At 64.3% G+C, this 19,808-nt stretch carries 17 protein-coding genes; 9 read left to right on the forward strand and 8 right to left on the reverse strand.

The window, feature by feature from the left end; translation table 11 throughout:
* Positions 1–7: 7 nt before the first annotated feature.
* The 6 genes from CK222_RS01425 to puuE form a co-directional block, all read right to left on the reverse strand.
* Positions 8–1,594 carry an ABC transporter substrate-binding protein gene (locus CK222_RS01425; protein ID WP_067324106.1) on the reverse strand — a complete coding sequence of 529 codons (1,587 nt, stop codon included), beginning with the start codon at positions 1,592–1,594 and terminating at the stop codon, positions 8–10.
* Between the two features lie 149 nt (positions 1,595–1,743).
* Positions 1,744–3,729 (reverse strand): CocE/NonD family hydrolase, encoded by a 1,986-nt coding sequence (locus CK222_RS01430; RefSeq protein ID WP_095799149.1) that lies wholly within the window; start codon positions 3,727–3,729, stop codon positions 1,744–1,746.
* Positions 3,730–3,812: 83 nt separating this feature from the next.
* Positions 3,813–4,406 (reverse strand): nucleoside deaminase, encoded by a 594-nt coding sequence (locus CK222_RS01435; protein ID WP_095799150.1) that lies wholly within the window; start codon positions 4,404–4,406, stop codon positions 3,813–3,815.
* A 19-nt stretch (positions 4,407–4,425) separates the two neighbouring features.
* Positions 4,426–4,917 (reverse strand): ureidoglycolate lyase, encoded by a 492-nt coding sequence (locus CK222_RS01440; protein ID WP_067324111.1) that lies wholly within the window; start codon positions 4,915–4,917, stop codon positions 4,426–4,428.
* Positions 4,914–5,774, reverse strand: a complete 861-nt coding sequence (locus CK222_RS01445) for a bifunctional allantoicase/(S)-ureidoglycine aminohydrolase (protein WP_067324113.1) — start codon at positions 5,772–5,774, stop codon at positions 4,914–4,916. The genes CK222_RS01440 and CK222_RS01445 overlap by 4 nt, the downstream gene beginning before the upstream one ends.
* 10 nt (positions 5,775–5,784) lie before the next feature.
* Positions 5,785–7,209 carry an allantoinase PuuE gene (gene puuE / locus CK222_RS01450; RefSeq protein ID WP_095799151.1) on the reverse strand — a complete coding sequence of 475 codons (1,425 nt, stop codon included), beginning with the start codon at positions 7,207–7,209 and terminating at the stop codon, positions 5,785–5,787.
* Positions 7,210–7,385: 176 nt separating this feature from the next.
* On the opposite strand from puuE, the gene uraH reads away from it, so the two are divergent.
* Genes uraH through xdhC form a run of 4 tightly spaced genes read left to right on the forward strand, consistent with a single transcriptional unit; the run spans position 7,386 to position 12,660 of the window.
* A complete protein-coding gene (gene uraH / locus CK222_RS01455) occupies positions 7,386–7,760 on the forward strand; it encodes a hydroxyisourate hydrolase (protein WP_095799152.1) in 375 nt (124 codons plus the stop codon).
* A 3-nt stretch (positions 7,761–7,763) separates the two neighbouring features.
* A complete protein-coding gene (gene xdhA, locus CK222_RS01460) occupies positions 7,764–9,242 on the forward strand; it encodes a xanthine dehydrogenase small subunit (RefSeq protein ID WP_095799153.1) in 1,479 nt (492 codons plus the stop codon).
* Positions 9,242–11,605, forward strand: a complete 2,364-nt coding sequence (gene xdhB / locus CK222_RS01465) for a xanthine dehydrogenase molybdopterin binding subunit (protein WP_095799154.1) — start codon at positions 9,242–9,244, stop codon at positions 11,603–11,605. The genes xdhA and xdhB overlap by 1 nt, the downstream gene beginning before the upstream one ends.
* Positions 11,606–11,658: 53 nt before the next feature.
* Positions 11,659–12,660, forward strand: coding sequence for a xanthine dehydrogenase accessory protein XdhC (gene xdhC / locus CK222_RS01470; protein ID WP_095799155.1), 1,002 nt, complete (start codon positions 11,659–11,661; stop codon positions 12,658–12,660).
* 32 nt (positions 12,661–12,692) lie between these two features.
* Here the strand turns inward: xdhC and dps are convergent, their stop codons facing one another.
* Positions 12,693–13,181, reverse strand: a complete 489-nt coding sequence (gene dps / locus CK222_RS01475; RefSeq protein ID WP_066995949.1) for a DNA starvation/stationary phase protection protein Dps — start codon at positions 13,179–13,181, stop codon at positions 12,693–12,695.
* A gap of 248 nt (positions 13,182–13,429) precedes the next feature.
* Here dps and CK222_RS01480 point away from each other — a divergent pair, with 248 nt between their 5' ends.
* The gene (locus CK222_RS01480; protein ID WP_095799156.1) at positions 13,430–14,266 is read left to right on the forward strand and encodes a PhzF family phenazine biosynthesis protein; all 837 of its coding nucleotides are present in this window, start codon (positions 13,430–13,432) and stop codon (positions 14,264–14,266) included.
* A 36-nt stretch (positions 14,267–14,302) separates the two neighbouring features.
* On the opposite strand, the gene CK222_RS01485 is transcribed toward CK222_RS01480, so the two are convergent.
* Positions 14,303–15,223 (reverse strand): LysR family transcriptional regulator, encoded by a 921-nt coding sequence (locus CK222_RS01485; protein WP_066995946.1) that lies wholly within the window; start codon positions 15,221–15,223, stop codon positions 14,303–14,305.
* Between the two features lie 151 nt (positions 15,224–15,374).
* On the opposite strand from CK222_RS01485, the gene CK222_RS01490 reads away from it, so the two are divergent.
* The 4 genes from CK222_RS01490 to CK222_RS01505 all read left to right on the forward strand — a co-directional run bounded on the left by CK222_RS01490 (position 15,375) and on the right by CK222_RS01505 (position 19,752).
* Positions 15,375–16,601, forward strand: a complete 1,227-nt coding sequence (locus tag CK222_RS01490; protein WP_066995941.1) for a urate hydroxylase PuuD — start codon at positions 15,375–15,377, stop codon at positions 16,599–16,601.
* A 2-nt stretch (positions 16,602–16,603) separates the two neighbouring features.
* Positions 16,604–17,917, forward strand: a complete 1,314-nt coding sequence (guaD, locus tag CK222_RS01495) for a guanine deaminase (protein WP_095799157.1) — start codon at positions 16,604–16,606, stop codon at positions 17,915–17,917.
* A 75-nt stretch (positions 17,918–17,992) separates the two neighbouring features.
* Entirely contained in the window at positions 17,993–18,496 is a 504-nt protein-coding gene (locus CK222_RS01500) for a heme-degrading domain-containing protein (RefSeq protein ID WP_067324128.1), read from the forward strand.
* The gene (locus CK222_RS01505; protein WP_095799158.1) at positions 18,493–19,752 is read left to right on the forward strand and encodes a glycerate kinase; all 1,260 of its coding nucleotides are present in this window, start codon (positions 18,493–18,495) and stop codon (positions 19,750–19,752) included. The genes CK222_RS01500 and CK222_RS01505 overlap by 4 nt, the downstream gene beginning before the upstream one ends.
* The last annotated feature ends 56 nt before the right edge of the window (positions 19,753–19,808 follow it).

Below are 19,808 nucleotides of genomic sequence, written 5' to 3' on the forward strand. Positions count from 1 at the left end.
CCGGACCTTAGGCTTCCATCCAGCACTTCGCCAAGGCGTAGCCGTTCATCAGCTCCTGATGCGGATCGTCCACCCAGCCACCGACCTTGGGACCAGTTGCGTCGATGAACTGGTTGAACATCGGCAGGATCAAGCCGCCCTCGTCACGCACCATCACAGCCATGTCATGGTACATCTGCTTGCGCTTGGCCTCGTCGAGCTCGGCGCGCGCCGCCAGCACCATCTTGTCGAAGTCCGGCCGCTTGAACCGCGTGTCGTTCCAGTCGGCGCTCGACAGGTAGGCGGTCGAGTACATTTGGTCCTGCGTCGAGCGGCCGCCCCAATAGGAAGCGCAGAAGGGCTGCTTGTTCCAGACTTCGTTCCAGTAGCCGTCGCCGGGTTCGCGCTTGATTTCCAGCTTGATGCCGGCCTTGGCCGCGCTCTGCTGATAGAGCTGCGCGGCATCGACCGCGCCGGGGAAGGCGACGTCCGACGTCCTGAGCAGCACGGCGCCGTCGTGACCCGACTTCTTGTAGTGGAACTTGGCCTTGTCGGGATCGTATTTGCGCTGCTCGATCTCTGTGAACAGCGGGTAGGAGGCGTTGATCGGGAAGTCGTTGCCGAGCGAGCCGTAGCCGCGCAGCACCTTGTTCAGCATCTCTTCGCGGTTGATCGCCAGCTTCAGCGCCATTCTGAGATCGTTGTTGTCGAACGGCGCCGTGTTGCAATGCATGATGAACACGTAGTGGCCGGGACCGGAGTGGTTGCGGATGGTGACGCCCCGCACGCGCTTGATCAGGTCGACGATCTTCGGCTCGACGCGGTTGATCATGTTGACCTGACCGCCCTGCAGGGCCGCCGTGCGCGCCGTCGCGTCGTTGATGACGACGACTTCGACCTGGTCGGCATGGCCCATCTTGTCGCCCTGCCAGTAGTTGGCGAAGCGTTCGCCGACATGGCGCACGCCGGGCTCGTTGACCTTGACCTTGTAAGGGCCGGCGCTGATGCCGGCATCGGGTTTGTCCTTGCCGCCATTCGGCTGCACGATCAGGTGATAGTCGCTGAGCAGATAGGGGAGGTCGGCGTTGGCTTCCTTCAGGGTCAGCACCACTTCCTTGCCGTTGACCTTGATGGTCTCGATGCCCTTCATGTAGCCGAGCGCGCCGGACTTCGACTTCTCGTCCGAATGGCGCTCGAGCGTGGCGGCCACGTCCTGGGCCGTCACCGTCTTGCCGTTGTGGAATTCGATGCCGTCGCGGATCTTCAGCGTCCAGACCTTGGCGTCGTCGGAAGAGCCGATTTCCTCGGCGATGCGGTTCTCGAGCTTGCCGTCGGGCGACAGCTCGACGATCATCTCGCCCCAGCACTTGCCGAAGGCGAAGGGCACCTGGGTCATCATCAGCGCCGGGTCGAGGCTGTTGGTGGATTCACCGCCGACCAGGCCGGCCTTCAACGTGCCGCCCTTGACGGGGCCGGCAGCCCGGGCAGCGCTCGAAAGCAGCGAATTGGCGAAGGGCGCGGTGACGCCGAGCGCGGCGGCGCGGCCAAGGAAGTCGCGGCGGCTGAGCTTTCCGGCAGCGACGCGCCGGCTGAGATAGTCGAGTTCGTTTGTCATTACGGGTTCCTCACTCTGATGGTACGACCATGTGGTCGGTTCTTGTTCTTGTGAGGGATAATGAGCGCAACGGAAAGCTGTAAGCAAGACCGAATGCGACATGCCGTGGCGTAAATGGCGCGTCGCATTTGGACCAATCTTGGAAGCGCTCACACGAGAGCGCGGGGAATCGTCTGTTTGAAATCGCGTTCAAACACCAGCTTTTCGCCCTCATAGGCCTCGATTCTGGCGCTGAGGATGAAGTCTTGCGCGTCCGAGCGCATCTCGGCGAAGGTCTCGGTCCGCACCGACCATTCATTTCGCGACAATGTCTGCGTCCAATGCGTGCTGCCCGTCGCCGACAGGGGATCGTCGGGTTGGATCGCCCATGTCTCCCGGACCATGCTGCCGTGGACCAGCCCGTGCTCCAGGTCGCGCACCTCGCCGAAATCGTCCGTTACGGCAAGCGTGACGACGCCGGTCTTTTCGTTGCGGTGGATATGCCGCTCGGAATTGGTCGGCCTGATCGTCTCGGTCGCCCAGGGCGTAGCCCCTTCCGGTTCGAGGAACGACACCTCGTCGGCCGTCGCCGGCGGGCGCAGCGGCAGCTTGAGCGTCGCGGCCGACAGTTCGAGCGTCGCCGGCTCCGGCGAAGGCCAGATCATCGGCCAGTAGGCGGTCGAGACGGCGACCCGCAGCCGGTGGCCGGCCGGCACCCGATAGGCGCACTGGTCGAGCACGACGCGTGCCGAGACCGTCTCGCCTGGCACCAGCGCTTCCGGGAACTCGTGCGAGTTGCGGTGGGTGAGGTTGAGCACGCCATAGGAGATCAGCTCCGAGGCGCCGTCCGGATGCACGTCGCAGAGACGCACCGCGAGGTTGGCCTGGCGGCGGTCCGAGGCAACCCGTACTTTGACTTCAGGCGCGCCGACGATGTCGATCGCCTCCTCGAGTTCGACCTGGTCGAAGCATACCGAAAGCGCGTCGTCGGAGCGCTGGTCGCCCGGCAGTTCCGGACCGAAGGTGAAGGGAAAATACTCGCCGCCGGCAAGCCCGCAACTTTGCGGCGAGGCGACGATTGCCGGCCCGACGCCCTCGGGAATGAGCCCGGTTGCCTTGATCTTGATGTTGGGCGAGGGCCATTGCTGTTCCGCAATCCAGCGGCCTGGCCGTTCGGGATGCCAGCGGGCCGGACGCACGCTGTCCATTACATAGGCGCGGTAGGCCGGGTCGGCCTCGACGCCGGTCGCCGAGCCCTTCAGCCAGCGGTCCCACCAGCGCAGCGCCTCCTGCAGGAAGCCGATGGCCGGATTGGGTGCCGCGTAATGCGGATATTTGTGGATCCAGGGGCCGACGATGCCCTTCACCGGCGCCTGGATGTTGGTGACGAGATTGGAGATCGTGTTGCGGTAGCCGTCATGCCAACCGCCGATCGACAGCACTGCCGCCTTAACGGCCGAAAAGTCCTCGCAGATCGAGCCGCGTTTCCAGTAAGCATCGCGATGCTGGTGGCTGAGCCATAGCGGCGCGAGAAAAGCCTGGTTCTCCAGCCGGCTCAGCCACAGATCGCGCCAGCGGTTGCCGCCGGCGATTTCCGGATCCGGCGGCCGCGACGAATAGGAGAGCATCGTCGAGGCCCAGCCGAAATTCTCAAGCAGCAGGCAGCCGCCCTTGTAGTGGATGTCGTCGGCATAGCGGTCGACGGTCGAGCACAGGCTGATCACCGCCTTCAGCGCAGGCGGCTGCTTTGCCGCGACCTGCAGGCAATTGAAGCCGCCCCAGGATATGCCCATCATGCCGACATTGCCGTTGCACCAGGGCTGCGCGGCCGCCCAGGCGATGACGTCGCAGGCGTCCTGCAATTCCTGCTCGGAATATTCGTCGTCCATCAGCCCTTCGGAATCACCGTTGCCGCGCATGTCGACGCGGATCGAGGCATAGCCGTATCCGGCGAAATAGGGATGCGTCAGCTGATCGCGGAAGATGGTGCCGTCGCGCTTGCGGTAGGGCAAATGCTCGAGGACCGCCGGCACCGGGTTGTCCCCGGCATCCTCAGGCATCCATATGCGCGCCGACAGCCGGCAGCCATCCGGCATGACGATGCCCATGTCGGGAAATTCGACGACCTTGCGAGGGAATTCTGTGACGGTTTTCATGCAAGGCACATGATGGAACCGTCGGGGAGGCGTCGTGGGCCAGCCGGCGAAATCGGCTGGTCAATAAGCGTCAGTTCAAAGCGTCAGTTCAGCGGAATGTCGTTATCGGCCTTGCTCGCCTGGTATGTGCCGGAGAGCGCGTCATAAAGGGCGGAGATTTGGCCGATGCGCGCCTCCAGCCGCCTGCGTTCCGACCCGGGCAAAGCGCGCACCAGCCGGCGTATGGAAAAGCTCTTCCAGTAGGCGTTCTCGGCGTTGTAGCCGCCGGGATCGAGTGTGAAGACCTCTTTGAGAATCTTCAGGTCATGCGGGATGGCGAAGCTGTCGCGCGAGTCCTCGTGGCTAAAGAGGTAGTAGAAATTGTCGAAGCCGGTCCAGGTGATCGCCGACAGGCACAGCGAGCAGGGCTCGTGCGTGGCCAGGAACAGTGCATCCCTGGTGTCGACGCGCTCGGCTTTTGGCATTTCGTAAAATCGCTTCAGGCAGTGCATTTCGCCATGCCAGAGCGGATTTTCGATCTCGTTGTTGGTTTCGGCAATCACCAGCGAGCGGTCGTCTTTCCGCAGGATGGCGGCGCCGAAGAGTTTGTTGCCATGGGCAACGCCTTCAGCGGTCTTCGGCACGATATCGTGCTCGATAACGTCGAGCAGGCGGTCGATCAGCGAAATGTCTGTCATCGGGGAAAACTGGCAGCTTTCAGGGAAGATGGATCTCGTAAGGGTGCGAGAAATGGCACTCTTCGAGGTTGGCGCCGTCGCCGCCGCGGTCGACGATGAGGAAGTCCTGTTCCTCGCCGATCGGCGTCAGCACGCCGTGCCAGAGGTTGCGCCGGTAGTTGATGCCCTGCCCGGGCGCGGTGATGAAGGCGTGCGGCTCGCCTGGGCCGTCCTGAGTGTCATGGCAGACGACAACCAGGAACGGCCGCGGCGACAGCGGAATGAAGGCCTGGCTGCCGAGCGGATGGCGCTCGACCATGGTCAGTTTCAGCGGCATCTCGTAGGGGGTGCCGCGCACCATCGAGATCAGCACCTTGGCATTCGGTCCGGTGGCCTCGGCAGTGGCGAGATCGTGGTAGCGCATCGCCTTGCCGCCATTGATCGGGTAGCGGTTCTCGCCGCCCATATCGATCACGTCGCCAAACGGCGCGAAGTTTTCGCGTGTCAGCGGCTGGGCCACGATTTGGGTCACCGCGCGCGAGCCCCAAGGGCGCCGCCAAGCTTGGCGTGCCGGTTGACGTCCTTGTATAGCAGGTAGCGGAAATTCCCGGGACCGCCGGCGTAGCAGGCCTGCGGGCAAAAGGCGCGCAGCCACATGAAGTCGCCGGCCTCGACCTCGACCCAGTCCTGATTGAGGCGATAGACTGCCTTGCCTTCGAGCACATAGAGCCCATGCTCCATGACATGGGTCTCGGCGAAGGGGATGACCGCGCCGGGTTTGAGCGTGACGATGGTGACATGCATATCGTGGCGCATGTCGGCCGGGTCGACGAAGCGCGTCGTCGCCCAGTGGCCTCCCGTGCCGGGCATCGGGCTCGGCTCGACCTCCTTGTCGCTGCTGAAGAAGGCTTCCGGAACGTCGAGGCCGTCGACCGCCTCATAGGCCTTGCGGACCCAGTGGAAGCGGACCGCACCGCTGCTCTCATTGCGCACCGTCCAGCCGCTGCCCGGCGGCAGGAAGGCGAAGCCGCCTGGGCGAAGCACATGGTTCTTGCCGGCAAGCGAGACCGTAAGCTCGCCCTCGACCACGAACAGCACGCCCTCGGCTTCGGGGTCGAGCTCAGGCCGGTCGCTGCCGCCGCCGGGCAGGACCTCCACGATGTACTGCGAAAAGGTCTCGGCGAAGCCCGAAAGCGGTCTTGCGATGATCCAGGCCCTTGTCTTGTCCCAGAACGGCAGCGGGCTGGTGACGATGTCCTGCATCACGCCCTTGGGGATCACCGCATAGGCTTCGGTGAAGACGGCGCGGCCGGTCAACAGCTCGTGCTGACCGGGATGGCCGCCATGCGGCGCGTAATAGGTTCGCTCGGCCATGTTCATCCTGTCCATGTGTTGAAGCCTATTTTGGAAGCATGTCTTTCAGCCGAAGCAGCGCGATGCGCTCGACTTGTTTGCACGCGGTGTCGAATTCATTGCTGCGGCTGTTGCCGATGCGAGCCTCGAACTCCGCCAGGATCTGGTCCTTCGTCTTGCCCTTGACCGCGATGATGAAGGGAAAGCCGAAGGTCGTGACATAGGCGGCGTTGAGCTTCGAAAACAGCTCGCGCTCCTTGTCGGTCAGCGCGTCGAGCCCGGCGGAGGCCTGTTCTTTGGCTGATTCCGGCGTCAGCCGCTTGGCCGCCGCCAGCTTGCCGGCAAGGTCGGGATGGGCGTTGAGCACAGAAAGCCGCTCGGCCTCGGTCGCCGCGCGGAAGACGCGGCAGAGCGCGTTGTGCAGGCCGCCGGCGCTGTCATGGGCCGGGCCGAGCTCCAGTTCGTAGGCCCGCTCGGCGATCCACGGCGAATGCTCGAACACCCCGCCGAAAGCATGCACGAATTCCTCGAATTCCATCCGAGACGGGCGCAGCGCCGGCGCCTGGTAGGGGTGCGTCTCGCGCCAGTGTTTTGCGATATCGATGCGCCGGGTCAGCCACACCCTGTCATGCGACTTCACATAGTCGACGAAGCGCTTCAGCGCCGCCACGCGGCCCGGACGGCCAACCAGCCGGCAATGCAGGCCGATGTTCATCATGCGCGGCCGCCCCGCCTTGCCCTCCGCATAGAGCGTGTCGAAACTGTCCTTCAGATAGGCGAAGAACTGGTCGCCCGAATTGAAGCCCTGCGGCGTGGCGAAGCGCATGTCGTTGGCGTCGAGCGTATAGGGGATGATGAGCTGCGGCTTCTCCAAACCATCCCGGTCGAACCAGTAGGGCAATTCGTCGTCATAGGTGTCGGAGACGTAATCGAAGCCGCCTTCCTCGGCGACGAGTCGCACCGTGTTGACCGAAGTGCGGCCGGTGTACCAGCCGGTCGGCCGCGCGCCAGTCACTTCGTAATGCAGACGGATCGTCTCTTCGAGGTCGCGTCGCTCGTCCTCCGCGCTATGGTCGCGGTAGTCGATCCATTTCAGCCCGTGCGAGGCGATCTCCCAGCCGGCCTCCTGCATCGCAGCGACCTGATCGGGGGAGCGTGCCAGCGCCGTGGCGACGCCGTAGCAGGTCACCGGCACCTCAGCTTGCGTGAACAGCCGGTATAGCCGCCAGAAGCCGGCGCGGGCGCCGTATTCATAGATCGATTCCATGTTCCAATGGCGCTGGCCGAGCCAGGGGGCGGCGCCGACAATCTCGGATAGGAAGGCTTCGGAAGCCTTGTCGCCGTGCAGCACGCAGTTCTCGCCGCCTTCCTCGTAATTGACGACGAACTGCACCGCGACATAGGCGTCGCCGGGCCATTTCGGGTCCGGCGGATTGGCTCCGTAACCGCGCATGTCCCGTTCGTAACGCATGATCGCTCCTGCCCGAATGTTGAGATGAAGATATCGAAAGGAGTGCTCGTGCATTCCCCCGAAAATTTTTGAAAGTGCTTTTTGCCGCACTCCGCTCGACCGGGGCTTATGCATCGCCTTTAATTGGCGCACAATTGACCTGAAAACGTTCGACTACTTGGGATGGGAGGCGGCCAGTGGCAGAAACTTCGAAAGCCGATGGCGGGCGTCTGACGACCCATGTCCTCGATACCGCGACCGGCAGGCCGGCAAAGGGCCTTTCGATCGGGCTTTTCCGCCTCGAAGGCCAGGCCCGCACGCATTTGAAGACCGTCACCACCAACGACGACGGCCGCTGCGACGCGCCGCTGCTTGCCGGCGCCGACTTCCGCACCGGCGAGTACGAACTGGTCTTCGCTGCCGGCGATTATCTGCGCGGGCAGGGCGCCAGCCTGCCGCAGCCGGCTTTCCTCGACACCGTGCCGATCCGCTTCGGCATGGCGGAGGAGCGGCATTATCATGTGCCGCTCTTGATCTCGCCCTACGGCTACTCGACCTATCGCGGGAGCTGAGACATGGCCGACAAGACCCGCAACCAGATACGTTTCATCCTGAACGGCGCCGATGTCGCGCTGAACGACATCGCCCCCGACGCGACCCTGCTCGACTGGCTGCGGTTGAACCGCTCGCTGCGCGGCACCAAGGAAGGCTGCGCCGAGGGCGATTGCGGCGCCTGCACGGTGCTGGTCGGCAAACTGTCGGTCGAGGGCCTGGTCTATGAAAGCGTCAATGCCTGCATCCGCTTCATGGGCTCGCTCGACGGCACCCATGTCGTCACCGTCGAGCACCTGCGCGGCAATGGCGAACAGCTTCACCCCGTGCAGCAGGCGATGGTCGATTTCCATGGCTCGCAATGCGGTTTCTGCACGCCCGGCTTCGTCATGTCGCTCTATGCGCTGTGGATGAAGACGCCCAACCCGGCCGACGCGGCGATCGAAAAGGCGCTGCAGGGCAATCTCTGCCGCTGTACCGGCTACGAGGCGATCATGCGCGCCGCGCGCGCCATATCAAGCTACGGCAAGGCGGCGAAGGACCCGCTGGCAGTGGAGCGCAAGGATATCACTGCACGGCTGGGAGCGCTGCGCGACGGCGCCAGGGTCGAGGTCGGTTCGGGTAAGGAGCGGCTGATCGTGCCGGCTGGCGTCGACGATTTCGCCATGGCGCTCGAGAAGGAGCCTGGCGCCACCATCGTTGCCGGCTCAACCGATGTCGGGCTGTGGGTCACCAAGCATATGCGCGACATCTCGCCGGCTATCTTCATCGGTGGCCTCGACGGCTTGCGCACGATCTCGGAGACCGATGGCGTGATTACGATCGGCGCCGGCGTGACTTACAGCGAAGCCTTCGCCACGCTTTCCAGGCGTATCCCGGCCTTGGGACCGCTGGTCGACCGCATCGGCGGCGAGCAGGTGCGCAACATGGGCACCATCGGCGGCAACATCGCCAACGGCTCTCCGATCGGCGACACGCCGCCGCCGCTGATCGCGCTCGGCGCGCAGCTCACGCTCCGCAAGGGCAATGCCCGACGTACGATCCCGCTCGAAACCTTCTTCATTGCCTATGGCAAGCAGGATCGGCAGCCCGGCGAATTCGTCGAGGCCGTCCATGTGTCCGTTCCGGCAGAGGGCACGAAATTTGCCGTCTACAAGGTCACCAAGCGCCGCGACGAGGACATTACCGCTACCCTCGGCGCCTTCTATCTGACCGAGGCCAAGGACGGCACCGTGGCGGATATCCGTATCGCCTATGGCGGCATGGCGCCGACGCCGAAGCGGGCGACCGCGGTTGAAACCGCCCTTATCGGCAAAGTCTGGAGCGAAACAAGTGTCGAGTCCGCGATGGCCGAATACGCCAGCGACTTCACGCCAATTACCGATATGCGTGCAACGGCCGAGTATCGGGCGCTGGCGGCGAGAAATCTTTTGCTGCGCTTTTATGTCGAAACCACCGGCACCAGGGCGCCGTTTCAAGTGACCCGCAACGAGGCGGCCTGATGAACAAGCACGCCACTCCCAACCTCAAGGCCGAAAAAATCGTCGGCGGCGTCGCCACCGAGCAGCGGCACGATTCCGCGCACAAGCATGTCAGCGGCGCCGCCGTCTATATCGACGACATGCCTGAGCCTGCCGGCACGCTGCATGTCGGCCTTGGCCTCGCCAAGGTCGCGCACGGCATGCTGAAGAGCATCGAGCTGTCGGCGGTGCGCGCAGCGCCGGGCGTCGTCGATGTGCTGACCTGTGCCGACGTGCCCGGCGAGAACGACGTCTCGCCGAGCAACATGCATGACGATCCGGTGCTCGCCGAGCACAAGGTGCTATTCTACGGCCAGCCGATCTTCGCCGTGGTAGCTGAGACACGCGAGGCGGCGCGCCGCGCGGCACGCCTGGCTAGGATCGAATATGACGAGCTTCCGGCTGTGATCGACATCTGGGACCTCGACCCGGTCAAGGACAAGCAGGTCACCACGTCGCTGATCCTGAAGCGCGGCGATGCGGCCGCGGCGATTGCGGCGGCACCCCGCCGCATCAAGAACCGCATGTGGCTTGGCGGCCAGGACCATTTCTACCTCGAGGGCCAGGTCTCGCTGGCGATCCCCGGTGAGGACGACGAGGTGATCGTCTATTGCTCGACGCAGGGGCCGAGCGAGACGCAGCATCTGGTTGCGCATGCGCTCGGCGTGCCGAGCCATGCGGTGACGGTGGAAGTGCGCCGCATGGGCGGCGGCTTCGGCGGCAAGGAGACGCAGGCCAACCAATGCGCGGCCATAGCCGCCATCGCGGCCAAGAAGCTGGGGCGCGCGGTGAAGATCAGGCTCGACCGCGACGAGGACATGACCGCCACAGGCAAGCGGCATGATTTTGCCATCGACTACGAGGTCGGCTTCGACGACGTGGGCAACATCCTCGGCGTCGATTTCACCTATGCCCTGCGCTGCGGCTTCTCCGCCGACCTGTCCGGTCCGGTCGGCGACCGGGCGCTCTTCCATTGCGACAACGCTTACTTCTATCCGGCGGTGCACGCGAAATCGGCGCCGCTTTTCACCAACACGGTCTCGAACACCGCTTTCCGCGGCTTTGGTGGCCCGCAAGGCATGGTCGGCGCGGAGCGCGTCATCGACGAAGTGGCCTTCGCGGTCGGCAAGGATCCGCTCGAAATCCGCAAGCTCAATTTTTATGACCCGATGGATGCGATCGGCGAACGCTGCCTCACGCCCTATCACCAGAAGGTCGAGGACAACATCATCCACCGCATCGTCGCGGAGCTGGAGGAAAGCGCCAACTATGCGCGGCGACGGCGCGAGATCAGCGCCTTCAACAACAACAGCCGCTTTATCAAGCGCGGCCTGGCGCTGACGCCGGTCAAGTTCGGCATTTCCTTCACAAAGACCGAGGCCAACCAGGCCGGCGCCCTGGTGCATGTCTATGCCGACGGCTCGGTGCATATGAACCATGGCGGCACCGAAATGGGCCAGGGCTTGCATCTCAAGGTGGCGCAGGTCGTTGCTGAGGAATTCCAGATCGATCTCGACCGGGTCAAGATCACCGCCACCACCACAGCCAAGGTGCCGAACACCTCGCCGACGGCGGCATCTTCCGGCGCCGACCTCAACGGCATGGCGGCGCAGGATGCCGCTCGGCAGATCCGCAAGCGGCTGACCGATTTCGCGGCCGAAAAATACCAGGTGCCGCTCGACCAGGTCGTGTTCCTGCCCAACCGGGTGCGCATCGGCAACCAGGAAATCGCCTTCAACGATCTGGTCAAGCAAGCCTACATGAACCGCGTCCAGCTCTCGGCGGCTGGCTTCTACAAGACGCCGAAGATCCATTGGGACCGCAGCAAGGGCCGCGGCCATGCCTTCTACTACTACGCCTATGGCGCGGCCTGCTCGGAAGTCTCGGTCGATACGCTGACGGGCGAATATGTCGTCGAGCGCACCGACATCCTGCACGATGCCGGCCGCTCGCTGAACCGCGCGATCGACCTCGGCCAGGTCGAGGGCGGCTTCATCCAGGGCATGGGCTGGCTGACGACGGAAGAGCTTTGGTGGGACAACGGCGGCCGGCTGCGCACGCATGCGCCGTCGACCTACAAGATCCCGCTCGCTTCCGACCGGCCAAAAATCTTCAACGTCAAGCTGACCGACTGGTCGTCGGCCTACGAGCCGACCATCCATCGCTCCAAGGCGGTCGGCGAGCCGCCGCTGCCGCACGGCATGTCGGTGCTGCATGCGCTCTCCGACGCGGTGGCGAGTGTCGCCGATCACAGGATCTGCCCGCGCCTCGATGCCCCGGCGACGCCGGAACGGGTGCTGATGGCGATCGAAAGGCTGAAGCGGGAAGCCGCAAAGCCGGCCTGAACCGGCCAAAACGTGCAATTCGGGGCACAAAACGCTATATTTCCTGGGTGGAAATGCAGACGAACTCGAAAGTGCAAAGCCTGAAGGCGTTTCTCGGCCAGGCCGGCCGGGCCGCGCTCGTCGAGGTCGCGGCCACCAAGGGCTCGACCCCGCGTGAGACCGGCGCCTTCATGCTCGTCTCGTCATCAGCGATTTTCGGCACCATCGGCGGCGGCCAGCTTGAATTCATGGCGATCGACAAGGCGCGGCAGATGCTTTTCTCCTCCCTTGAGGGCGAGATGGCCGCGAAGCGGCCAGAGGGGGTGCTCTCAGAAGGCAAGCGAGTGCCGAGCACTGCCCCGGTGACCCAACCTGGCGGCTCCGCCGCCACCCTGCCCTGGAGGGGGAGGGAAGCCCGCATCGAGGTCGACGAAACCTGCGCGACCCTGGATGTTCCACTGGGTCCTGAAATCGGCCAATGCTGCGGCGGCCGAGTCGAGGTTCTGATCCGCTTGGTTGACGCTAAGATCGAACAGGAACTGGTAGCCAAGGCCGAGGCCGAGGAGGCGCATCTGCCGCATGTCTATGTCTTTGGCGGCGGCCATGTCGGCCAGGCGCTGGCCGCGTCGTTGGGGCTGCTGCCCATTCGTGTGGAGGTCATCGAGACGCGGGCCGATGCGCTGGAAGGCATGCCGGAAACGGTTGAGACGCGGCTGACGCCGATGCCCGAAGCGGTGGTGCGCGAAGCCCGGGCGGGATCGGCCTTCGTCATCCTCACCCATGACCATGCGCTCGATTTCCTGATCGTCGCCGAGGCGCTCAAGCGCGACGACGCCGCCTATGTCGGCATGATCGGCTCGAAGACCAAGAAGGCGACGTTCAAGAACTGGTTCCTGAAGTCCGACGAGGGCAGCGAGGCCCAGTTCAACCGTCTCGTCTCGCCGATCGGCTGCAATACCGTGAAGGACAAGCGCCCGCCGGTGATCGCCGCGCTCGCCGCCGCCGAAATCATGACGGCGCTGGTGTCGCATGCGGCCCAGGCTTCGGCCGCGCCTGAAAAGGCGATGGCCGGCTGATTCACCCGGCCATCGGAGGAACGCTGAGCCCTCTATTCCTTTTCCTGCGTATGCGCTTCGAGGAACCACAGCAATTTGTCGAGCGAACGCGAGTAGGCGGTAAAGATGTCGGCGGTGTCGGCATCGCCGGCGTCGTCCGCCTCGTCGATCGCCTCACGCGCCAGCCTGGCAGCCGTGGCATAACGGTCGATCAGCGCCGCCAGATGATCCTTGGTCTTGTGGATGTCGGTTGGATAGGGCTGGAGCTTCGTTGCCCTCGACACGTCCTGCGAGGTGCCGTGCGCGGTGCCGCCGAGCTGCACGGCGCGTTCTGCGATGATGTCGACATGGCCGTCGATCTCCTCGCGGAATTCGTCGAGCATCTCATGGATAGCGATGAACTGCGGTCCCTTGACGTTCCAGTGCGCCTGCTTGGTGACCAGCGCCAGGTCGATGGCATCGGCAAGCCTGGCATTGAGAAGATCGATCGATTCCTTCTTGGCGTCGGATTTGAGGTCGTTCTTGGTGACAATGGCGTCCATGGTCGGCTCCTGTGGCGCTGGGTCGCTGCGAAAGCTGGGGACTGGTCTCGAAGGGCGGCCGTGCAGCCGCCAATCGCCAGAACGGGGACGGAGCGGGTTTCGTTCCGCATCGGATCGAGGGGCGCACAGCTGGCGAAGGTATGACTGATGCTCACAGCTGCTCGTCGCTTTCTTCGTTTCCCAAACCGGATTGAACCGTGTTTTCTGCACGCCTGACGAACACGAATGACGAACACGGGACGAGCGACATGGATGTTTTGCGCATAGCGGCGTTTTCGGACGGCAACAGCGGCGGCAACCCGGCCGGCGTGGTGATTGGCGAGGTTCTGCCCGACGCCGCAGACATGCAGCGCGTCGCTGCAGAGGTCGGCTTTTCCGAGACCGCCTTTGCCGCACGTGAAGGGGAAGGCTGGCGTGTCCGCTACTTTTCGCCGGAATCGGAAGTGCCGTTCTGCGGCCACGCCACCATCGCGCTGGGCGCGGCGTTGGTCAGAAGGTTCGGCGACGGAATTTTCAAGCTGCTCCTGAATCAGGCCGCCATCACCGTCGAAGGGTTTCGCGACGGCGCCAATTTTGCCGCCGCCCTGCAGTCGCCGCCGACGCGCAGCCGGGCGGCCCCGTCGGAGCTGGCCGGCGAGACCCTGGCCATGTTCGGTTATCAGCCGGGCGATCTCGATCCCGCCATTCCGCCCGCGCTGATCCATGGCGGCGCCGACCATCTGGTGCTGGCCCTGAAGTCGCGCAGGGCGCTCGCCGCCATGGCCTATGACCTGAAACAGGGCCAGGCCCTGATGCGGCGCGAGGGACTGGTGACGATCCTGCTCGCCTATGCCGAAACGCCGCGTCTCTTCCACACGCGCAATCCCTTCGCTTCCGGCGGCGTCTATGAGGATCCGGCGACCGGCGCTGCCGCCGCCGCCTTTGCCGGCTATCTGCGCGACATTGGCTGGCCGCATGGCGGCGCGATCGACATCGTTCAGGGCGAGGATATGGGCATGCGCTCGCGGCTGCATGCCGAAATTCCGCCCACGCCCGGCACCTCGATCCGGGTATCCGGCACGGCCCGCCTGATGGACGAAGACTGAGTGTGGTCACCCACGCGAAGGCGCGTGCCCGCCAGCCTACTTGCCGGCAAGAATGTCCTTGATCAGCCGCTGGCAGCGATCGGCCATGAAGTCGAGCAGCAGGCGGACCTTCGGATCCTGCAGCTTCTTGTGCGGATAGACGGCGGCGAACTGGACCGGCGTCGGCGGCGTCTTTGCCAGGATCACTCTCAGCCGCTGGTCGCGGATGAACGGCTCGACCTCGAAACGCGGCTTGTTGATGATGCCGCGACCCGACAGCGCCCAGCCTGTCAGCACATCGCCATCGTCCGTATCGTAGGGTCCATGCACCTCGAATTTCTGCGGACCGTTCGGCGTCTGCAGCGTCCAGACATATTCGCGCGTGCCGGAATAGCGCAGCATCAGGCAATCATGCTTCTTGCCGATCAGCTCCTGCGGCTCGACCGGCTCGCCGCGCGCCTCGAGGTATTTCGGCGCCGCCACCAGCACGCGCTCGCATTCCATGATGCCGCGCATCCGAAGGCTGGAATCCTCGATGATGCCAAGCCGGAAGGCGACGTCGATGCCTTCCTTCATGATGTCGACATTGTGGTCGGAGAGTCTCAGCCGCACCTCGATATCGGGATATTTATCGTGGAAATCCGGAATGCCCGAGGCGATCAGCCGCCGGCCGAGGCCGAGCGGCGCCGTCACCTTGATCGTGCCGCGCGGCTGGCCGGAAAGTGCTGCGACCGCGGCCTCCGCCTCGGTGATCGCGTCCAGCACCTGCTTGGCGCCGGTGTAGAACACCGTGCCGTGCTCGGTCGGCATCAGCTGCCTTGTGGTGCGGTTGAACAGCCGCACACCGAGATGCTTCTCCAACTCCTTGATGCGGTTGGAGGCGACCGCCGGCGAGATGCGCATGTCGCGCCCGGCCGCCGACAGATTGCCGAGCTCGACGACGCGGACGAAGACGGCGATGTTGTCGAGATAGGCCATGCGACGGTCGTGGCTCTCAAATGGCTGCGTGGGACGAGCCTAGTATTTTCCATTTTTTTTTGAAAGTCATCGCGCGCCCCGCCTCTTTTCGTTTGCGCTCCAGACCGTAAAGTCGCCTGATCGGCAGGGACGATTTCCCAGGGGCGACTCGATGATGGATTTTGCGATTTTCTGGGACTGGCTGAGCTTCGCCGTCCGCTGGCTGCATGTCATCACCGGCATCGCCTGGATCGGCTCGTCCTTCTATTTCGTCGCCCTCGATCTCGGGCTGCGCCAGCGTCCCGGCCTGCCCGCCGGCGCCTTCGGCGAGGAGTGGCAGGTGCATGGCGGCGGCTTCTACCACATCCAGAAATATCTGGTGGCGCCGGCGGAGATGCCGGAGCACCTGACCTGGTTCAAATGGGAATCCTACGCCACCTGGCTGTCGGGCTTCGCCATGCTTTGCGTGGTCTACTATGCCGGCGCCGACCTCTTCCTGATCGACCCCAACGTGCTCAACATCTCGGTGCCCGTCGGCATCCTCTTGTCGCTGGCAACGATCGGCGTCGGCTGGATCGTCTACGACCTGCTCTGCCGCTCGCCGCTCGGCAAAAGCGATACCGGCCTGATGCTGGTGCTCTACTGCGTGCTGGTCTTCATTGCCTGGGGGCTGACCCACCTCTTCACCGGCCGTGCCGCTTTCCTGCATCTCGGCGCCATCACCGCCACGATCATGTCGGCCAATGTCTTCATGGTCATCATCCCCAACCAGAAGATCGTCGTCGCCGACCTGATCGCCGGCCGCAAGCCGGACCCGAAATACGGCAAGATTGCCAAGCAGCGCTCGCTGCACAACAACTACCTGACCTTGCCGGTGCTGTTTCTGATGCTGTCGAACCACTACCCGCTGGCCTTCGGCACGCAGTTCAACTGGGTCATCGCCTCGCTGGTCTTCATCATCGGCGTGCTGATCCGGCACTATTTCAACACCGTGCACGCGAGGAAGGGCAACCCGACCTGGACCTGGCTGGGTGCCGCCGTGCTGTTCATGATCGTCATCTGGCTGTCGACCGTGCCCAAGGTGCTGACAGCGGAGCCCAAGACCTCCGCCGCATCCGCCGCTGCCCAGGTCTACATCGCCTCGGCGCATTTTCCGGCCGTGCGCGACACCGTGCTCGGCCGTTGCTCGATGTGCCATACCGAAGAGCCGGCCTATGAAGGAATCTACCATGCGCCGAAGGGCGTGTTGCTCGACACCGACGCGCGCATCGCCGAGCATGCCCGGGAGATCTACCTCCAGGCCGGCCGCGCGCATGCCATGCCGCCCGCCAACGTCACTCAGATAACCGACCAGGAACGGGCCCTTTTGGTGGCCTGGTTCGAAGGCGCCGGAAAGTAAGCATGACCTCGAAACTCCTGCGCGGCCGCACGCTCTCCTTCCTGCGCTGGCCCGAAGCAATCGACGACCATTCCGCCTGGCGGTACGAGGAGGATGGCGGGCTGCTGATCGACGACGACAAGATCATTGCCGCCGGTCCGTATGCCGAGATCGCCAAGCGCGCCGGCGCCGGCGTCGAGACGATCGATCATCGCCCGCATCTCATCCTGCCGGGCTTCATCGATGCGCATGTGCATGTTCCGCAGATGCAGATCATCGCGTCCTACGGCGCCGAGCTGCTCGACTGGCTGAACAAATACACCTTTCCGGAGGAGTCGAAATTCGCGAACGCGCAGCATGGCCGCCGCATCGCCAGGCTCTTCCTCGACGAGATGCTGCGCCAGGGCACGACGACGGTCGTCGCCTATTGCTCGGTGCACAAATCTTCGGCCGAAGCCTTCTTCGCCGAATCGCACGACCGCAATATGCTCAACATCGCCGGCAAGGTGATGATGGACCGCAATGCGCCGGAGGGCGTGCTCGACACGCCGCAGACCGGCTATGACGACAGCAAGGCGCTGATTGCTGAATGGCACGGCAAGGGACGCCAGCTCTATGCCATCACCCCGCGCTTCGCCATCACCTCCTCGCCCGAGCAGATGGAGATGGCCGGCGCGCTCTGCCGTGAGCATCCCGATCTCCACATGCAGACGCATCTGTCGGAAAACCACGCCGAGATCGCCTTCACCCAGGAGCTTTACCCCTGGTCGCGCGACTACACCGACGTCTATGAGCATTACGGCCTGCTGGGCAAAAAGAGCCTTTTCGGCCACTGCATTCATCTTTCCGAGCGCGAAGCCGATGCGCTGTCGCAATCGGGTTCGGTTGCGGTGTTCTGCCCGACCTCCAACCTCTTCCTTGGCTCCGGCCTGTTCGACTACCAGCGCTACCGCCGCCGCGAAAAGCCGCTCAGCATCGCTGCCGCCAGCGATGTCGGCGGCGGCACCAACTATTCGATGCTGCGGACCATGGACGAGGGCTACAAAGTCATCGCGCTGAATGGCGAGAAGCTGAACCCCTTCCAGTCCTTCTGGCAGCTGACGCGCGGCAATGCCGAGGCGCTGTCTGTCGCCGAAAAAGTCGGCACGCTGGAAGAAGGCACGGATGCCGACATCGTCGTGCTCGATGCCAACGCCACGCCGGCGATGCGGCTGAGGATGGAGACGGTGGAGACCCTGGCGGAGGAGCTCTTCCTGCTGCAGACGCTGGGCGACGACCGCGCCGTGAGCGAGGTCTATGTGGCGGGCCGGCCGGCCAAGAGCGCGATTGTCGCATAGATTAAACGTGCTCGTCGCTTGACCTCGCGTCAGCCATCGGCCAAAGCGTGCGTCGACATTGACAGGGGAAACGCCATGGCTGCCGCCGACGACATCGCTCTGATCAAGAAACAGGAAGCCACGCTGGTCTTTCCGGCCTTCGACGAGGCCGTGGCCTTCCAGATAGGCGCGGCGATCAGGGAGCGGGCGCTCAACGAAAACTTGCCGATCATCGTCGATATCAGGACCTTCGACCGTCCGCTATTCTACGCCGCTATGCCGGGCTCCAACGCCTCCAACCCCGACTGGGCACGGCGCAAGATCAATGTCGTCAAGCGCTATCTCAGAAGCACCTATCGCATGGTGCTGGAGCAGCAGCGACCCGACCGCACCTTCAAGGTCGGCGAAGCGCTCGACATTGCCGACTATGTGCTGGCCGGCGGCGGCTTTCCCGTCGCGGTGAAGGGCGCAGGCGTGATCGGCGTCATCGCCGTCTCCGGTCTGCCCGAACGAGAAGACCACGGTGTCGTTGTGGATGCGCTCTGCGCCCATCTCGGAGTCGATGCGAGCAAGCTCAAGTTGCCGCCGGAAGAGCAATGACCGATCCAAAAACTTTCCTTACGTCGATCTTCAACGCCGCCGTCGCCGCCGCCGATCCGGAAAAGACGATCCGCAATCATTTGCCGGCAAAACCGAAGGGCCGCACCATCGTTATCGGCGCCGGCAAGGGCTCGGCGCAGATGGCGGCGGCCTTCGAGAAGGTCTGGGATGGTCCGATCGATGGGCTGGTCGTGACCCGCTACGGCTATGGCGCCAGATGCGAGCGCATCGAGATCATCGAGGCGGCGCACCCGGTGCCGGACGCCGCCGGCCTCGAAGCCTCGCGTCGGCTGCTGGAGAAGGTGCGGGGACTGACCGCGGACGATCTGGTCGTGGCGCTGATTTCGGGCGGCGGCTCGGCGCTGCTGCCGTCGCCCGCTCCCGGCCTGACTCTTGCCGACGAGATCGCCGTCAACGAGGCGCTGCTCGCTTCCGGCGCGCCGATCGCGGCGATGAACACCATCCGCAAGCACGTCTCGACCATAAAGGGCGGCCGGCTGGCCGGCGCCGCTCATCCGGCCCGGGTCGTATCGCTGGTCATCTCCGACATTCCCGGCGACAACCCGGCGCTGGTGGCCTCGGGGCCGACCGTCCCCGACACCGGCAGCCGCGCGGATGCGCTGGCGTCCATCGCCGCCTACGGCATGTGCCTGCCGGATGCGGTCATGGCGCATATTCAGTCTCCCGCAGCCGATGCGCCACGCTCCGACGATCCGCGCTTTGCCGGCAATCAAGTGCATCTCATCGCCTCGGCCGGCGTCTCGCTGGAAGCCGCGGCCGCCGCAGCGAAGCGGCAAGGCATCGAGGCCGTCATCCTGTCGGATTCGATCGAGGGCGAGGCGCGCGAGGTCGGCGGCGTGCATGCCGCAATTGCCCGCGAGGTGGCGACCCGTAACCGGCCTTTCGAGAAGCCGATGCTGATCCTCTCCGGCGGCGAGACGACGGTAACGCTGCGGGCGAAGGGCAAGGGCGGCCGCAATTCCGAATTCCTGCTTGCCTTCGCCATCGGTATCGATGGGGTCAGCGGCATCCATGCTTTAGCCGCTGACACCGACGGCATCGACGGCTCCGAGGACAATGCCGGCGCCTTCGCCGACGGCACGACCGTGGCGCGCATGCGTGCCGCAGGCGTCGATGCTAAGGCTATGCTTGCCGGCAACAATGCCTGGACCGCCTTCGACGCGGTCGGCGATCTGTTCGTGCCTGGTCCGACCGGGACCAACGTCAATGATCTAAGGGCGATACTCGTCCGGTAGCGCAATAAACGCCGAAGTCGTCATTCCAGGGCGAAGCAGGAGCGAAGCTCCGTCGC

The organism is Mesorhizobium sp. WSM3866 (genome assembly GCF_002294795.1).
Lineage (GTDB): Bacteria > Pseudomonadota > Alphaproteobacteria > Rhizobiales > Rhizobiaceae > Mesorhizobium.

Coding starts and splice junctions, on each gene's coding strand:
- CK222_RS01425 (WP_067324106.1), bottom strand. CDS start 1,594: ATGACAAACGAACTCGACTATCTCAGCCGGCGCGTCGCTGCCGGAAAG.
- CK222_RS01430 (WP_095799149.1), bottom strand. CDS start 3,729: ATGAAAACCGTCACAGAATTCCCTCGCAAGGTCGTCGAATTTCCCGAC.
- CK222_RS01435 (WP_095799150.1), bottom strand. CDS start 4,406: ATGACAGACATTTCGCTGATCGACCGCCTGCTCGACGTTATCGAGCAC.
- CK222_RS01445 (WP_067324113.1), bottom strand. CDS start 5,774: ATGGACAGGATGAACATGGCCGAGCGAACCTATTACGCGCCGCATGGC.
- puuE (WP_095799151.1), bottom strand. CDS start 7,209: ATGCGTTACGAACGGGACATGCGCGGTTACGGAGCCAATCCGCCGGAC.
- xdhA (WP_095799153.1), top strand. CDS start 7,764: ATGGCCGACAAGACCCGCAACCAGATACGTTTCATCCTGAACGGCGCC.
- xdhB (WP_095799154.1), top strand. CDS start 9,242: ATGAACAAGCACGCCACTCCCAACCTCAAGGCCGAAAAAATCGTCGGC.
- xdhC (WP_095799155.1), top strand. CDS start 11,659: ATGCAGACGAACTCGAAAGTGCAAAGCCTGAAGGCGTTTCTCGGCCAG.
- dps (WP_066995949.1), bottom strand. CDS start 13,181: ATGGACGCCATTGTCACCAAGAACGACCTCAAATCCGACGCCAAGAAG.
- CK222_RS01480 (WP_095799156.1), top strand. CDS start 13,430: ATGGATGTTTTGCGCATAGCGGCGTTTTCGGACGGCAACAGCGGCGGC.
- CK222_RS01485 (WP_066995946.1), bottom strand. CDS start 15,223: ATGGCCTATCTCGACAACATCGCCGTCTTCGTCCGCGTCGTCGAGCTC.
- CK222_RS01490 (WP_066995941.1), top strand. CDS start 15,375: ATGATGGATTTTGCGATTTTCTGGGACTGGCTGAGCTTCGCCGTCCGC.
- guaD (WP_095799157.1), top strand. CDS start 16,604: ATGACCTCGAAACTCCTGCGCGGCCGCACGCTCTCCTTCCTGCGCTGG.
- CK222_RS01500 (WP_067324128.1), top strand. CDS start 17,993: ATGGCTGCCGCCGACGACATCGCTCTGATCAAGAAACAGGAAGCCACG.
- CK222_RS01505 (WP_095799158.1), top strand. CDS start 18,493: ATGACCGATCCAAAAACTTTCCTTACGTCGATCTTCAACGCCGCCGTC.